At 35.6% G+C, this 15,822-nt stretch carries 12 protein-coding genes and 2 pseudogenes; 6 read left to right on the top strand and 8 right to left on the bottom strand.

Annotated elements, in window-relative coordinates; translation table 11 throughout:
- Window positions 1-21 precede the first annotated feature (21 nt).
- The 4 genes and pseudogenes from B8W84_RS03935 to lolE form a co-directional block, all read left to right on the top strand.
- Window positions 22-1,050, top strand: a pseudogene (locus tag B8W84_RS03935) (U32 family peptidase); the annotation flags it as partial.
- Window positions 1,051-1,168: 118 nt separating this feature from the next.
- A complete protein-coding gene (locus B8W84_RS03930; protein ID WP_094752008.1) occupies window positions 1,169-2,395 on the top strand; it encodes a lipoprotein-releasing ABC transporter permease subunit in 1,227 nt (408 codons plus the stop codon).
- Window positions 2,388-3,092 carry a lipoprotein-releasing ABC transporter ATP-binding protein LolD gene (gene lolD / locus B8W84_RS03925; protein ID WP_094752007.1) on the top strand — a complete coding sequence of 235 codons (705 nt, stop codon included), beginning with the start codon at window positions 2,388-2,390 and terminating at the stop codon, window positions 3,090-3,092. Before B8W84_RS03930 ends, lolD begins: the two co-directional genes overlap by 8 nt.
- On the top strand, window positions 3,085-4,329 hold the full coding sequence (gene lolE / locus B8W84_RS03920) for a lipoprotein-releasing ABC transporter permease subunit LolE (RefSeq protein WP_094752006.1): 1,245 nt from the start codon (window positions 3,085-3,087) through the stop codon (window positions 4,327-4,329). The genes lolD and lolE overlap by 8 nt, the downstream gene beginning before the upstream one ends.
- 226 nt (window positions 4,330-4,555) lie before the next feature.
- Here the strand turns inward: lolE and B8W84_RS03915 are convergent, their stop codons facing one another.
- From B8W84_RS03915 to trhP, 8 genes and pseudogenes are all read right to left on the bottom strand, one after another.
- Window positions 4,556-5,209, bottom strand: coding sequence for a Bax inhibitor-1/YccA family protein (locus B8W84_RS03915; protein ID WP_094752005.1), 654 nt, complete (start codon window positions 5,207-5,209; stop codon window positions 4,556-4,558).
- 278 nt (window positions 5,210-5,487) lie between these two features.
- Window positions 5,488-6,141, bottom strand: a pseudogene (gene tpiA, locus B8W84_RS03910) (triose-phosphate isomerase); the annotation flags it as partial.
- 80 nt (window positions 6,142-6,221) lie between these two features.
- On the bottom strand, window positions 6,222-7,151 hold the full coding sequence (gene ttcA / locus B8W84_RS03905; protein ID WP_094752004.1) for a tRNA 2-thiocytidine(32) synthetase TtcA: 930 nt from the start codon (window positions 7,149-7,151) through the stop codon (window positions 6,222-6,224).
- A gap of 82 nt (window positions 7,152-7,233) precedes the next feature.
- Window positions 7,234-8,229, bottom strand: a complete 996-nt coding sequence (locus B8W84_RS03900) for an ABC transporter permease subunit (RefSeq protein ID WP_094752003.1) — start codon at window positions 8,227-8,229, stop codon at window positions 7,234-7,236.
- Window position 8,230: 1 nt separating this feature from the next.
- Window positions 8,231-9,820, bottom strand: coding sequence for an ABC transporter substrate-binding protein (locus tag B8W84_RS03895; RefSeq protein WP_094752002.1), 1,590 nt, complete (start codon window positions 9,818-9,820; stop codon window positions 8,231-8,233).
- Window positions 9,821-9,926: 106 nt separating this feature from the next.
- Window positions 9,927-11,273 carry an MATE family efflux transporter gene (locus B8W84_RS03890; protein ID WP_094752001.1) on the bottom strand — a complete coding sequence of 449 codons (1,347 nt, stop codon included), beginning with the start codon at window positions 11,271-11,273 and terminating at the stop codon, window positions 9,927-9,929.
- Between the two features lie 12 nt (window positions 11,274-11,285).
- Window positions 11,286-11,531 carry a YfhL family 4Fe-4S dicluster ferredoxin gene (locus B8W84_RS03885; protein ID WP_094752000.1) on the bottom strand — a complete coding sequence of 82 codons (246 nt, stop codon included), beginning with the start codon at window positions 11,529-11,531 and terminating at the stop codon, window positions 11,286-11,288.
- A gap of 1 nt (window position 11,532) precedes the next feature.
- Window positions 11,533-12,876 carry a prephenate-dependent tRNA uridine(34) hydroxylase TrhP gene (gene trhP, locus B8W84_RS03880; protein ID WP_094751999.1) on the bottom strand — a complete coding sequence of 448 codons (1,344 nt, stop codon included), beginning with the start codon at window positions 12,874-12,876 and terminating at the stop codon, window positions 11,533-11,535.
- A 258-nt stretch (window positions 12,877-13,134) separates the two neighbouring features.
- Between trhP and proQ the strand changes: the two genes are divergently transcribed.
- Together proQ and prc are read left to right on the top strand one after the other, a co-directional pair.
- Window positions 13,135-13,749 (top strand): RNA chaperone ProQ, encoded by a 615-nt coding sequence (gene proQ / locus B8W84_RS03875; RefSeq protein WP_094751998.1) that lies wholly within the window; start codon window positions 13,135-13,137, stop codon window positions 13,747-13,749.
- A 10-nt stretch (window positions 13,750-13,759) separates the two neighbouring features.
- The gene (gene prc, locus B8W84_RS03870; protein WP_094751997.1) at window positions 13,760-15,754 is read left to right on the top strand and encodes a carboxy terminal-processing peptidase; all 1,995 of its coding nucleotides are present in this window, start codon (window positions 13,760-13,762) and stop codon (window positions 15,752-15,754) included.
- Window positions 15,755-15,822 lie beyond the last annotated feature (68 nt).

The following is a 15,822-nucleotide window of genomic DNA, read 5'->3' as shown; positions in this document are numbered from 1 at the left end:
AGTCCGGGTAAACAAGGTGAGTATTCATTAAAACATATTGATTGTTCTTCTCTTGATGAAGGTTTAAGTGTTCCTTTTAAAGAGCTAACTTTAATGAAAAAAGAAGTGGCTTTTTTATTAAATGGGCAGTTGAAACCGATTGTATCTGTAAATTTACCGACTCTAGAAACGCATCCTAAAGTATTGAGTAAATTAAAGCTGTGTGTTCTTATCAGTGCCGTAAAGGATATACATCTTCATACATTTTTTGATGGTGATTTATATTTTAAATTACCTGAAAGTTTTAAAACAAATGATAATAAATATATTGATTTGTTTTTACAATATTCTCATCTGATCCCTTGGTTTCCCGCTATTTTAATCGGTAAAGATTATCAAGAAGCGGTCCGTTTCTTAGAAGAGGTTAAGCCTAAACGAATAGTATCAAATAATACTGGTATTGCATTTATCGCCAATAAATTGGGTATTCAATGGATAGCGGGGCCTTTCTTAAATACTACAAATTCATACGCTTTGCTTAGTTTACAAGAAGAGTTAAATTGTAGCGGTGCTTTTATTTCTAATGAGCTTAATGCATTACAAATTAGAAATATTAAAAGGCCTAAGAATTTTAAATTACTTTATAGTATTTATCATCCTATTTTAATGATGACCAGCCGGCAATGTTTTTTCCAGCAAACGGTCGGCTGCAAAAAAGTCGCGATAGAAGATGGTTGTATGTTGAAGTGTGAAAAGTCGACAACTATTATTAATATAAAAGGTTTTACCTTTGCTGTCGATAAGCAAAAAGGTGGTTATCCTAGTATCTATAATAATGAGCAGTTTTTTAATACGCAAATTGTTGAGGATTTATCTTCTTTATTTGATGAGTTTTTTATTGATTTAACACATATAGGTATGGGAGATAAAGAAGTACCTGAAAAAGAGAATTTGATACGATTATTTAATGATTTAGTTATCAACAAAAATTCGAGACGGGAAGATGCGAAAAAAGAATTAGAGGAAGGGTTACATTGCACAACAGATGCGCAATATATACAAGGTCTCTAATCTATAAAGGTAGAGATAAGAGTCGGCAATATATTTGCAAATTAAGCTTGCATAGGTAGTACGTATTACTTTAATTTAGAAATCATTTTTACGTTTATTAATTTTTATGAAGGATGTTATGTTTTATCCCTTAAGTTTATTTATAGGATTACGTTATACAAAATCAAAACGTAATAATGCCTTTATCTCTTTTGTCTCTGTTTTTTCTACGGGGGGTATTACCTTAGGTGTACTGGCTTTAATTACAGTTCTTTCGGTAATGAATGGGTTTGAAAAAGAGCTTAAAACTCGCATATTGGGTGCGGTGCCACATGTCAGCGTGAGTAACAGCAATAGACTGCTAAACAAATGGCAATATTTGTTGCCTATATTGAAAAATAACCCAGATGTGCGCGCGGTCGATCCGATGGTCTCGAGTGAGGCTATTATTCTGAGCACTCAAAATATACAAGGTGTTCAAATTGAGGGGATTTATCCAGATAAATATAGCAGTAAAGTTCTCCGAAAAAGTATTTTTATAGGAAGTCTCCACTCATTAGAAGCGGGGAAATATCGCGTGTTAATGGGTGATCGCTTAGGCCGTTTATTAGGCGTTAGTGTGGGTGATAAAGTTCGCATCGTTTCAGCTCGAGGTAGCCGGTTCACGCCACTCGGTCGATTGCCGAGTGAACGTAAATTTACAGTTGCGGGTTTTTTTAGTGTGGGCTCAGATGTTGATCAATCCTTAATATTGATGCATGCAACCGATGCGGGGAAATTAATCCGTATTGCGCCTGGGGATATCACCGACATTCGGTTGTATTTAAATGACCCTTTTGATATAGAAACGTGGACCCCACCAACACTACCATCATCATTACAATTAACGGATTGGCGAAGTACGCATGGTGAGTTATTTGCCGCAGTAAAAATGGAAAAAAACATGATTTGGTTACTGCTTTGCTTAATAATTGTCGTGGCAGCCTTTAATATTTTATCGTCTTCCGTAATGATTGTTAATGATAAAAAAAGTGAAGTGGCGATTTTAAAAACGTTAGGGCTATCGAGAGCCAAAATAAATTTCATTTTTATCATTCAAGGAGCGTGGAGTGGTTTATGGGGGGCGCTCTTTGGTACTGGATTAGGGCTGTTATTAAGTAGTTATATTAACGAAATAATTGCTTTTTTGGGGATTCATTTAGTAGAGGATGCTTTTGGCGAAAGTCGCCATCTACCTGTTGAGCATCAAAGTACACAAATCATTATGATTTTATGTAGTGCAATGTTATTAAGTTTATTAGCGACCTTATACCCTGCATATCGTGCTGGAAAAGAGAGTCCTGTTGAGGCATTAAGAGATGAGTAATAAAAAAAACAGCCCTGAATTATTAGTTTGTACCGGGCTTACTAAAACATATGCGGATGGTAATTTAACAAGTCAGGTTTTGAAGGGGGTTGATCTGAGTGTTAAAGAAGGTGAATTATTAGCGATAGTTGGATCATCAGGCTCAGGGAAAAGTACATTATTACATTTGTTAGGCGCTTTAGATAAACCGACGCAAGGCGAGATTTATTATCAAGGCCAGAATATACATACATGGAAAGATAAGGTACAAGCAAAATGGCGCAATCAAGAAATGGGATTTATTTATCAATTTCATCACCTACTTTCTGAATTTTCAGCATTAGAAAATGTAGCCATGCCACTTTTAATTGCCGGTGTTAATATTAAAACCGCCACCATAAAAGCGCAAAAGATATTGCAACGAGTGGGGTTAAGCAAGCGCATGGATTATCGACCTGCAAAACTCTCGGGAGGTGAACGGCAACGCGTTGCGATAGCTCGAGCACTCATTAATGAGCCCAAATTGGTTTTAGCGGATGAACCTACCGGAAACTTAGATGCGCGTAATGCAGAAAGTGTTTATCAATTATTACGTACATTGAATGCGGAATTTGGCACCGCGTTTGTAGTGGTAACCCATGACTTATCGCTTGCGCATAAACTTGATAGAGTAGAATTAATGATCAATGGAATATTACAAGGCACTTCGGATGTTTAGACCTTTATCCCTTTATATTGGTACTCGTTATAGCTTGGTGAAGCATAAAAATAAGTTTATTTCATTTATTTCTCTAGCCTCAATATTGGGCATTGCATTAGGTGTGATGGCATTAATTGTTGGATTGTCAGCGATGAATGGCTTTGAAAAAGCGTTACGCGATCAATTATTATCAGTGGTGCCACATGCAGAATTAAGTATGGTTAGCGGGTCATTTAAACATTTACAAAATGATCTCATAATCGTTGAAAATAGTGACGGTGTCGATGCTGCCAGTGCGTTTATTAAATTGGATGTTTTACTTGAAAATAATAATAAAATGCAGGCATTACAAGTCCGTGCGATTACTCCTGAAACTGAGGGTAATGTCACGCATATTGAGCGGTTCATCCAGCAGGGTGGTTGGGAACTACTCAATAAAGATAAATACACTATTATTTTAGGTAAAACGGTCGCACAAAAGTTAGCATTAAAAGTGGGTGATCCGTTATTATTATTATTGCCTCAAAGTGGGGCGAATAATCGCTTAAAATCTCCTCGTAAAATAAGGTTTACTTTGGTTGGTCTTTTTGCAATGGGCGGACAATTAGATAGTAAATTAGCCTTTATACATATTGATAATGCTAAAAAAATATTAGGCCTCAGCAGCGCTAATGCCATTGCATTTAAGGTGCATAATATATTAGATGCACAAAAAATATCTCGTCAAGTGGCTTATAAATTGAATGAATACTTGTATATCAATAGTTGGATAACCTCACAGGGATCTTTTTATCAAGATATCAAAATGGTTAAAACCTTAATGTATATTGTTTTATTATTAGTTATCTCAGTTGCTTGCTTTAATATTATTTCAACACTTGTGATGGCGGTTAATGACAAACGCGCGGATATTGCCATTTTAAAAACAATGGGAGCTTCTAAATGGATGTTACGCTTTATTTTTATTGTGCAGGGTGCATTCAATGGGTTAATGGGGACGTTTATCGGAGTCTCTAGTGGTGTATATTTGGCTTTAAATTTAACACATATGATTAAAGTTTTGGAATCGTTGATTGGGCATAAATTCCTTTCTGGAGATATTTATTTCATTGATTTTTTACCCTCAGAAGTCATTTATTCCCAAGTTATATACATTGCTATTTTAGCTTTTAGTATGAGTGTTATCGCTACGCTTTACCCTGCATGGCGTGCGAGCGAGATTTTACCAGCACAAGAATTAGGTTATGCTCACTAGCTAATTTCGTTTGCTACTGAGATTGGCTTATGTATAGAAGTCGATGAATTTATGATAAACGTAAAGAAGTTCGTTCAATGATTAAGTTATGTATCTAGAGGTTTGTTTTACTATTGATGCGCTAGGAAGGTTGTTCTTAATATGCAAAAAAACGCACTTTGTGCGTTTTTTACATGATGTTCTTAATATGTAAAAAACGCACTTTGTGCGTTTTTTACATGATGGGTTAATCATCCAGTACATTTAAAAGAACAAGAAGATGAATAAACATATTATATAAGTTTAAATAAAGCGACACAGTGGCTCGAATATAGTTTGTTTCACCACCGTTAATAATACGGCTGGTGTCAAACAAGATGAGGCCTGACATTATCAAAACAACAACACTGCTAATAACCACTTGCATTAATGGGATCTGTAAGAAAATATTGGCAATCATCGCAATAACGACAACAATCATACCCGCCATTAAAAATCCACCCATAAATGAGAAGTCTTTTTTAGACGTCAATACATAAGCTGAAAGTGCAAAAAAGATGAGGGCTGTAGTGCCTAATGCTTGTAGAATCATCGCAGGGCCATTTTGCATCGCCAAATAATGGTTAAGTATATTACCTAATGATGCACCAAGAACACCGGTAAACATGAATATCCAAAAAATGCCTTTGCTGGAATCTGCGGTTTTAGAAACAACAAATAATAAAGCAAAGCCAATGACCATTAACACTAAAGATGTCATTGCACCAATACCAATTAGCGTTGAAATAGTCGCGGTAATTGCAGAGAATGCTAAAGTTAAAGCCAGTAAAATATAGGTGTTTTTAAGCACTTTATTTACTGAGATCGTACGGTTATAAGTCTGTGTTAAAGGGGTATTCATATGTTCTCCAGTGATTGACATAAAGGAATGCTCATCATTGATAAACTACTACAGATGATGTTTATTCTTTTTTATATTAGCCTTAAATGATACGTTTGCATAGAGGATTTAACAATATGTTAGATTAAATTAAATGTGGATAAACAAAAAAATAGAGGGAGTGAAGCATTAAGGTTCAATGTTTTGCTTTGGGTTTATTAGGGGAAAACTCATAAGGTGATAAACAAAATAAGAAAGAAAGGTGCTTACAATGCACCTTTCTTAAAAAACATGAATATTTATTTAGCGCCTTCAATAATACCTACAAATTCGCTAATGATAAGTGCTGCACCACCGACTAAACCACCATCGATATCTTTTTGTGCAAAAAGCTCTTTTGCAGAAGCAGCTTTAACACTACCACCATAAAGAATTTGTACTTTTTCTGCAACCACTTCACTTTGTGCTTTTAACCAACCGCGAATATGTGCATGAACTTCTTGTGCTTGTGCTGATGTTGCAACTTTACCTGTACCAATTGCCCAAATAGGCTCATAGGCAATGACACAATTTTCAAATGCATTAATGCCGGCAACATCAATCACTGCTTTAAGTTGAGTTTCAACGACTTGTTTAGTGACATTACTTTCACGTTCTTCAAGTGTTTCTCCAATACAAAGAACAGGCACAAGACCTTGTGCTTGTATTGCAACAAATTTAGCTGCGACAACTGCATCTGTTTCGTTGTGATATTGACGACGCTCTGAGTGACCGACTAAACTGTATTTTGCACCAAATTCTTTAACCATAACTGGAGATGTTTCGCCCGTATATGCTCCATTTACATGTGTACTGATATCCTGTGCACCAAATTCAATGCGATTAGTTGCCGTTAGATCTGCAACCTGCTCCATAAAAATCGCAGGTGGACAAACAACAACTTCAATATTTTCAGTGTCCTGAAACCTATCCTTTTTTTATCTTTCACGTGATTAAATGACATAAAAAAACAATAGGATGATCTAAAACAAATCTAATTAAGTTCTTTAATATTTAGCGTTGTTTGTTGTTGATAAAATTGTGTATCGAAATTTTCTTGAAGAGGGACTTCTACTACAATATCCTCTTCATCAAAGCCGATATCACCACCATTGATAATGCCCGATTGTTTATTAATTGATTTGAAATCAAATAAAGTCTTATCTGCTAAATGTGAAGGGACAACATTTTGTATTGCTGTAAACATGGATTCTAAACGGCCTTGATATTTCTCGTCCCATTCATTTAGCATGTTTTTGATAACCTGACGTTGTAGATTAGGTTGTGATCCGCAAAGATTGCAAGGAATAATTGGATACTGTTTAAGAATGGAATATGCTTCGATATCTTTCTCTTTGCAGTAGGCAAGGGGGCGAATAACCACATGCTCCCCGTTGTCAGAAACTAATTTTGGAGGCATCGATTTTAATTTTCCCGTAAAAAACATATTTAGCATCAACGTTGCCAGCATATCATCACGGTGATGACCCAATGCAATTTTAGTCGCCCCTATTTCTTTCGCGGTGCGATAGATAATGCCTCGGCGTAAGCGCGAGCAAAGACTACACGTTGTTTTTCCTTCTTTAATTTTATCTTTGACTATCGAATAGGTATCTGCTTCAATTATTTGATAGTCGACACCTATTTTTTTAAAATACTGGGGCAATATATGACTTGGAAATCCAGGTTGTTTTTGATCTAAATTAATAGCAACAATATCAAAATGGATAGGTGCAACCACCCGTAATTGTAATAGGATATCAAGCATAGTAAAACTGTCCTTCCCACCAGAAAGACAGACCATGATTTTGTCGCCATCTTCGATCATATTATGGTCACTAATAGCTTGTCCGGTTAAACGACGTAATTTTTTATTTAATTTTCGAAGAGTAAAGTCTTCTTTCGAAGAGAGTAAATCAGGCATTTTCATCTACAGCTGGGGAAATAGTCATTGTAACAAAAAAAAGAGGGCATAAGCAAAACACTCTTTAGTTACCTTTTTCTTTTTAGAAATAAAACATATGTAAACATTTATTTTTTATATTAACATATAAAGTCTCTCGTTTGATAGGGGAGATAAGCATTAGAAAAATATCGATTAATATACTCGATATTAAAATGAATCCCGAAATGATTAATATAGCGGTTGGTAGCGCAATGTAATCTGCATTATTAATGCTATTATATAACCAAGTCCCTGCGCCGGGTAAAGAAAATACAATTTCAATGGTCATTGCAAAAGAAATAATTGTACTTATTTGTACACGTAACTGATGGATAATAGATGGTAGAGCATTTTTAAGTACATGCCGGAAAATTATTTCAAGTCGACTTAATCCTTTAGCTTTGGCAGCCTTGATATAATTTGTTTGCATGATGATGGAAATAGAATGCCGAGTTAAGCGAATTATTTCAGTTATTAGAAAAAGAGAAAGTACAATAGTGGGTAATATCAAGTGTGCCAGATGGTCAAAAAACGCATCGAAGTGATATGTATTTACACTGAGCAGACTATCTATTAATAAAAACCCCGTACGGACAGGCACTTCATAAATAGGGCTTATATTACCATCTATGGGGAGATTAAAACCAAAGAAATGCGGTAACATCGTCATGAGAATTGACATCCAAAAGACAGGTAATGCTAAGGTGATTAAAACAATGCTCATAATGATATAATCAAGGCGATGATTTCTATCTAATCCAGCAAAAATTCCTAGTGGGATAGCAATGATACTCGCACATAAACAGGCGAGAAAGCAAAGTTCTAATGTTGAGGCAAATGCAATTAAGCCTTTATCTAGAATAGGTAGTTTATCAACAATCGAATAGCCCCAATCACCTTCAAGTAGAGCTTTAATATATTGATAATAAGCACTGACATAATTACTTTCACCACTTAACGCACCATTATGCCAATGTTCGAGTATAAAAGTTAGCACGGTTAAAATGAATGCGGTGATGAAAATAAGATTACATCGGCGTAAGAGATAGATAAACATATTATGGCTCTTTTATTTTATTGACATGTTGAAAATTAATGCCAGCCAAAGGATCAACATATAATCCCTTAATATTAATATTAAAAGCATCCATGCGGAACACATGGGCGATGGCTAAGTAAGGTCGCATTTCTTGAACAAAAGATTGTAACTTATAATAATTTAGAATGCGTTGTGTAAAACGATTTTCTAAGCGAGCCGCCGTAAGTAACTTATCTGTTTCTGGCGAGCACCAGCGACTTGTATTGCCCTCTAAAACTTTAATATTACAACTGAGTAGGGAGCTAAATAAACTATCGGGATCATTGCTTTGAATATTCATTCCACTTATATAAATATCATAGTCGGCACGTACTAATCGACGTTTAAGTTCGCGGGGAGGAAGTGATATTATTTTACTATTTACACCGATTTCAGCTAAGTTAGCCTGTATAAATTCAGCGGTTTTAGGAAAGTTAGGGCTTATTGCAGCGTCATTTTTAGCAATTAAGATAATCAACTTCTGTTTAAAATCAAAATTTAAGTTTTGTAATTGCTTACGACTTTCCTGTGCATTATAGATGACATCTTTAACCTGTGGATTAAACGCCCACGAGCGATTAGAAAGCAGACTATTAGTTATTACCGCACTTTGAAAAAATAAAGCTTTTACTAAGGTCTGTCTATCAATGGCAAGGCTGATAGACTTGCGAACTTGTAATCGTTTAAAGGGATATTTTTGGGTGTTAAACGCTAAATAAATAACATTTTCAGTGGGAGTGCTGTTTAAAATCACTTGGCTATTACGACCAATTTGTTTTAACTGACTCGGCGCAGGATAAGTTATCACATCACATTCACCGGACAACAATTTTGTATAACGTTTAGTAGAACTAGGGGTCACTGCATATATAAGGTGTTTTATCTGGGCTTTTTTACCCCAATAACGTGGAAATGCTTCATAACGTTGCAGAGCTTGTGTTGCATTTTTTAATTGATAAGGGCCTGTACCGATAGGAGAATAATCGATACGCTCATTATCCTTTGCTTCGGACAGTTGCTGAGCGTATTCTGCGGATAATATTACACTATAGGGTGCTGCTAAATTAGCCAGTAAGGTGGCGTTGGGTTTTTTAAGAATAAATTTAACCGTATAATCATCTATTTTTTGAATGTCACGTAATAAATAGTGCAGGGGCATTGTAAAGCTATCTTGATAAAGATCATAGTACGCTGTACTTTCATCTAAGAGCCTTTTAAAGCTAAATAAGACATCATCCGCATTAAAAAATCGGCTTGGCGTGAAACGTTCACTTTGATGAAACTGCACTTTTTTTCGCAAATAAAAAGTGTAGCTAAGTTTATCCGCACTGATTGACCAATCGGTTGCTAAATCAGCAACAAAACTTTGACTAATGGGATCTGTTTTAATTAAACGATTATAAAGTTGATAAGTACTGGCGTCGAGTGTTGCAACATCATGGGCTATTTGCGGATTAAAAGAGAGCGGCGCATTTTCTGTACAATATACTAAGCTATCTATTTTTTCGGACTCTTTTTGATAACAACCGTTTAAAAAGAGAGACGCAACAAAAACAATTAGTATGCGCATATGCTAGATTCCATTTATCAATACCTTTGGCGAAAAAATAGTTTAAATATTGTTGTTTAAATAAAAGGACATATTTATCACCAACCTAATGTGTGATATATCCCTTCTACCTGATGTTACTTTGGTATTTGTTTTCACTTAAATTTAGTATTTTATAAGTTAAACGTAAGGCTAATAAACCAAAAATAATATTACCGAGTGCTTGTCCATAAAGTATACCTGGAGCATTAAAATAAAAAGCACCGATAGACACAAAAGGTACGGTGCCTAAAGTCATTTTACCAATATTAAGCAATGTGGCATATTTGGCGTAGCCTAAGTTGTTTAAAAAAGCCATAGAGACAAATGTAAACCCCGTAAATACAAACGTAATCGCGACATATTGACAGAAAACTTGAATAATTTCAGCACTTTCATGTTGTGCGTGAAAGATATTTATTATAGTTTCTTGACCTAAAGCTAAGAGTATAGCAACACAAGATGTGTAAGCGATACAAAGCTTTAATGATTGCGTTAATGTGTCGCGTACTCGTGCGAATGATCCGGCTCCAAAGTTCTGCCCAATAATGGGGCCAATTGCGCCTGACAACGCAAATAAAAGACTAAAAGCAACGGGGATCAAACGACCAATGATTGCCCAGCCTGCAACATATTTACTGCCAAAATTTGCGACTTCGTAGGTGACATATAAATTGCCTAAGGGTGTTGCCATTTGGGTTAACGTTGCGGGCAGTGCAATGTTTGAAATACGTTTAATATCTTTTTTAAAAAGATCAAAATGCGGAAGAGCTAGCATGTCATGTTTTTTTATTAAAAAATAAAAACCTAACCCTAAGGCGGTTATACGAGCAATCACGCTGACAATTGCCGCTCCTCGTATATCCATATGTAATACAAAAATAAAAATAGGATCTAAACAAGCATTAATTAACCCGCCACCCAAAGACGCGTACATTGCGTGTTTGGCATTACCGAGGCTACGTAAAGTAGCCCCCATTTGCATGGATAAAGCTAAAATAGGTAAAGAAGGAATAATGATGCGTATATAGAGTATTGCACCTTGTAACTCTTCTCCATTTGCACCGATTAGTGTTAATAACGCCGGCGTATAGATCCAAATAAGCAAACTTATTAACGTACTCATAATTAAAGCATAAACACTTAAATTACTGACCGATTGACGTGCTTTTTGATATTTATGCTGACCAATTAATTTCGAAATAATAGCGCTATTAACGGTGACTAAACTCAAGCATAAAGACGTGCTTAAAAATAATAATGCACTAGCATAGCCGATGGCGGCTGTATAGGATGAGTTACCAAGAGAGCTAATAAAAAAAATGTTAATAAGGTCGACCATAAACAACACACTTAAACCAATTGCATTAGTGCTCGCCATGGTAATAACATGTTTTAGTATGGATCCTTGTAAAAACTTTGCCCGAGTCGCCATTAATGACCTTTTTTAAACATGCAAAAGTGCAAATTTATCTAATAATTGCTTTTCGTTTTCAACATTATCAGGATCTACAATAATACAATTAATAGGGCATACAGCAATACACGTTGGTTTTTCATAAAAACCAACGCATTCAGTGCATAATTCCGGATTTATTTCATAAATATCCGCACCGAAAGTGATCGCTTCATTCGGACATTCCGGATCGCACATATCACAATTAATGCAGTTGTCTTTTATTAATAATGCCATCTTAATTTTTGTGGGGGTTGCGTGTGTTGCTACCATTGCTTAAGTTACGCATTAATAGTGCGTGACTTAAATCAACCTCTTTGGGAATGGGTATATAGAGAATATGCCCAGAGCCTGGTGCTACGTCAACTAATTCACCTCTACGATTATGTAATTCTTCTAGTGTAAAATTAATGTTTCCCTGTGGGGTCATTAACTCTAAACTATCTCCAACTAAAAACTTGTTTTTTACCGTGACTTCAGCAAGACCATTTTCAAGGCGACCCGTCATTTCACCCACAAATTGTTGTGTGTCACTAATGGAGTAACCATAATCGTAATTTTGGTATTTATCATGAGTGTGCCGACTCAAGAAACCTTCGGTATAACCACGATGAGCTAAGTTTTCAAGTGTACCCATTAATTTGGCATCGAAAGGGCGCCCTGCAATCGCATCATCCATCGCTTTACGATAAACTTGAGCTGTACGTGCACAATAATAAAAGCTTTTGGTGCGTCCTTCTATTTTAAAAGAGTTGACACCAATCTCGAGCAAACGCTCAATATGTTGAATGGCCCGTAAATCTTTAGAATTCATGATATAAGTGCCATGTTCATCTTCAAATGCTGGCATATATTCATTAGGACGACCTTCTTCTTGGAGTAAGAATATTTTATCTGAAGGTTGGCCGATCCCTAACGTAGGACTCACTTCTTGGATTGCAACAATATCACCCGTTTCATTTTCTTTAGCTTCATGTGCATTATATTTCCAACGACACGAGTTAGTACAAGTTCCTTGATTTGGATCGCGCTTATTAATATATCCCGATAATAGACAACGCCCAGAATACGCCATACAAAGAGCTCCGTGCACGAAAACTTCAATTTCAATGTCGGGGCAATGTTGGCGAATTTCTTCAATTTCATCTAACGACAATTCACGTGATAAAATGACGCGTTTAATGCCTTGTGTTTCCCAAAACTTAACACTTGCCCAGTTAACCGCATTGGCTTGCACGCTTAAATGTATGATCATATCGGGAAAAGCTTCACGAACCATCATGATTAAACCTGGGTCGGACATTATCAATGCATCGGGTTTAAGATCTATGACCGGTTTCATGTCTCGAATAAATGTTTTTAATTTAGAGTTATGTGGTTGGATATTACAGACTACAAATAGGTGTTTACCTAGAGCGTGAGCTTCATCAATGCCAATTTTTAATTTTTCTAAATTAAATTCATTATTACGCACCCGTAGAGAATAACGGGGTTGGCCCGCATAAACTGCATCAGCGCCATAAGCAAAGGCATAACGCATGTTTTTAAGGGTGCCAGCAGGGGAAAGTAGTTCTGGTTTCATAAAAGTTCTCTTTTGAGATTAAATCTGGATAATCAAGCGCGTGATAGTGGGGCTGAAGTTTACGCGAAATTATAAAGGAACGATAGTGTTCTTTATCTGTTTGTCTTGTCTGTTTTTTAAGCGATAAGTTAAAAAGTGGTGGATAATATCAAATTAAGTTTCACATTCCTTGAGCGTTTTTATATTATGATGTACGTAATAACAACTTCGGTTATTAAAATACGACATCATCTATTGTTATCACTAATTAGGCTCTTCATGGAAAACACAGAAAAATTTACTAACAACAAACAGATAATCCATTTTATTACTGAGAAATTCCCATTATGTTTCACGGCAGGTAGTACGCTCGCTAAGCCATTAAAAATTGGAATATTCCAAGAACTTGTTGCATGTTTAGAAGATGAATCTCGAGTTAGTAAAACCCAGCTTCGTGGCGCATTACGACAATACACTTTAAGTTGGCGTTACTTACATTGTGTAAAAGAAGGCACAAAACGAGTTAATTTAGAAGGTATAGAAGGTGATGACGTTTCTGCTGAACATGCACAGCATGCCCTTAAAACGTTAAAAGAGAGCAAAGATAAAGTATTTGCAAATAAGAAAAAAAATAATGAAAGTGTTAAACGTACGCCTAAGATACCACGCCGTAAAACCACACCAGTGAAAAAAGAAGTCGTTGTCGTTGAAGATATCAGTAATTATAAACAAGCGACGCATTCACAGCTGTCAGTTCAGCAACCCGTAAAAGTTTTATTAGGTAAAGTACCCGTTGCAGGTGTTGTCATTGAAGTAATGAAAGATGAAATTCAAGTGCAATTAAATTCAGGTATGGTTGTAAAAGTGAAAGCTAAACATTTGATCGTCGAATAAAGGATCGTTAATGAAACATTTTTTTCGTCATAGTTTATTTTTGATTAGTTCGTTATATATTGGAAGTGCATTTAGTATTTCTGCGAATATAACGCTTAAAGATATACCGCAATTAAAGCAGCAAGCTCAACATGGAAAAGTGGCGAAAAGAGTGAGCGACTTATATAGTCGCTCTCATTATAAATATATTCTACTTGATGATGCATTATCCGCACAGATATTTAACCGTTATATTGAAGTATTAGACTACAATCGACAAATTTTTATGCAAAGCGATATTGATACTTTAAAACAGTATCAATATCGCTTGGATGATGATTTGAAAAAAGGGCAACTAACGGATATTTATCAAATATTTCAGTTAAATTTACAACGTCGTTATGAACGCTTTAGTTATGCATTAACATTACTAGATAAAGAGATAAAGTTTAAAGTATCAGATAGTTATGAGTTTGATAGAACAGAGTTACCTTGGGCTAAAAATCAAGCTGCATTAGATAAACTGTGGCAAGAAAAAGTAAAATACGAAGCGTTAAGTTTAAAACTTAACGGTAAAACATGGAAAGACATTAAAAAACTACTCACTAAACGCTATCAAGTGGCGATGACTCATCTTACTCAAACAGAAAGTGAAGATGTATTTCAAAGTTTTATGAACGCTTATTCCCATGCGATTGACCCGCATACTAGTTATTTGTCACCACGTAATGCGAAGCGCTTTGAAATGGAAATGAATCTTTCCTTAGAAGGTATTGGTGCGGTTTTACAATTACAAGATGATTACACAATTATCCGTAGTTTAGTTCCCGGCGGACCTGCTGAGCAGTCTAATGAAATATTTAAAGATGATAAAATAATTAGTGTTGGTCAAAAAGATGAAGCAATGGTCGATGTTATCGGCTGGCGCCTTGATGATATTGTTGACTTGATCAAAGGTCCTAAGGGCACCAAAGTGTTTTTAGAAATTATGGCTAAAAAATCGGGAAATAAAAATCGTATCATTGAATTGACTCGTGAAAAAATTCATCTTGAAGAACGTGAAGCTAAATCGAGTGTTGAAGTTATTGACGGGAAAAATATTGGCGTTATCAGCATCCCTAGTTTTTATATGAATTTAAGTGTTGATGTCGATAAAGAACTGACAAAATTACAAACAAAAAACATTTCGGGTATCGTGATAGATTTACGTAATAATGGAGGGGGCGCATTAAGCGAAGCTACGTTATTGACCGGATTATTCATTACAACCGGTCCTGTTGTACAAGTTCGTGATAGCCGTAATGAAATATTTGTTCATCAAGATAAAAACCCTAAAATTAGCTATTCTGGTCCTCTGACAGTTCTGATTAATCGTTATAGTGCATCTGCCTCAGAAATATTTGCAGCTGCCTTACAAGATTATAATCGTGCGATTATCATTGGTGAGCCTAGTTTCGGTAAAGGTACTGTACAACAGAATAGACGTATTGCCCGTTTTTATGATCAAGATGCGGAAACCATTGGCTCCGTACAATATACCATCGCAAAATTTTATCGTATTACCGGAGGTAGCACACAAAATAAAGGTGTGACACCGGATATTTTATTCCCGAGTGCCGTTGATCCTGATGAAACAGGGGAAAGTTTAGAAAAAAATGCATTACCTTGGGATAAGGTTAGAAAAACGAATTATACGCAATGGGTGTCCTTAGATACAAAAATCGCACAATTGAAAATAAAAAATAAAGCGCGCATAAAGAAAGAGATAGAATTTAGTTATCTTGCGGAAGATATTGCGCAATATCAAAGAGAAAAAGATACCAAAACAATTTCACTTGTTGAAAAAGTTCGGATCACAAAGCAAGAGAAAAATGAACAAGAAGGATTAAAGCGCATTAACGAGCGTTTAAAACGCGCAGGCCTTAAAGAAGTGAAAAGCATTGACGATATTCCTAAAGATTTTGAAATATCAGATATTTTTTTAATCGAGGCAGGGCATATCACGTTAGATTTTTCTAAGTTATAAAGGCACTTTAATCATCATTATTAGTAAAGGCGTACATTATATGTATGCCTTTACTAATGATGTATGCC

The organism is Psychromonas sp. CD1 (assembly GCF_002239585.1).
Taxonomy (GTDB): Bacteria; Pseudomonadota; Gammaproteobacteria; order Enterobacterales; family Psychromonadaceae; genus Psychromonas.
The sequence above is the reverse complement of the archived record's forward strand: the minus strand, read 5'-3'. Positions and strand labels throughout refer to the sequence as shown.

Excerpts from the sequence above, each read along its gene's own strand:
- B8W84_RS03885 (WP_094752000.1), bottom strand. The coding sequence starts at position 11,531 with ATGGCATTATTAATAAAAGACAACTGCATTAATTGTGATATGTGCGAT.
- B8W84_RS03890 (WP_094752001.1), bottom strand. The coding sequence starts at position 11,273 with ATGGCGACTCGGGCAAAGTTTTTACAAGGATCCATACTAAAACATGTT.
- prc (WP_094751997.1), top strand. The coding sequence starts at position 13,760 with ATGAAACATTTTTTTCGTCATAGTTTATTTTTGATTAGTTCGTTATAT.
- B8W84_RS03895 (WP_094752002.1), bottom strand. The coding sequence starts at position 9,820 with ATGCGCATACTAATTGTTTTTGTTGCGTCTCTCTTTTTAAACGGTTGT.
- ttcA (WP_094752004.1), bottom strand. The coding sequence starts at position 7,151 with ATGCCTGATTTACTCTCTTCGAAAGAAGACTTTACTCTTCGAAAATTA.
- trhP (WP_094751999.1), bottom strand. The coding sequence starts at position 12,876 with ATGAAACCAGAACTACTTTCCCCTGCTGGCACCCTTAAAAACATGCGT.
- proQ (WP_094751998.1), top strand. The coding sequence starts at position 13,135 with ATGGAAAACACAGAAAAATTTACTAACAACAAACAGATAATCCATTTT.
- B8W84_RS03930 (WP_094752008.1), top strand. The coding sequence starts at position 1,169 with ATGTTTTATCCCTTAAGTTTATTTATAGGATTACGTTATACAAAATCA.
- lolE (WP_094752006.1), top strand. The coding sequence starts at position 3,085 with ATGTTTAGACCTTTATCCCTTTATATTGGTACTCGTTATAGCTTGGTG.
- B8W84_RS03900 (WP_094752003.1), bottom strand. The coding sequence starts at position 8,229 with ATGTTTATCTATCTCTTACGCCGATGTAATCTTATTTTCATCACCGCA.
- B8W84_RS03915 (WP_094752005.1), bottom strand. The coding sequence starts at position 5,209 with ATGAATACCCCTTTAACACAGACTTATAACCGTACGATCTCAGTAAAT.
- lolD (WP_094752007.1), top strand. The coding sequence starts at position 2,388 with ATGAGTAATAAAAAAAACAGCCCTGAATTATTAGTTTGTACCGGGCTT.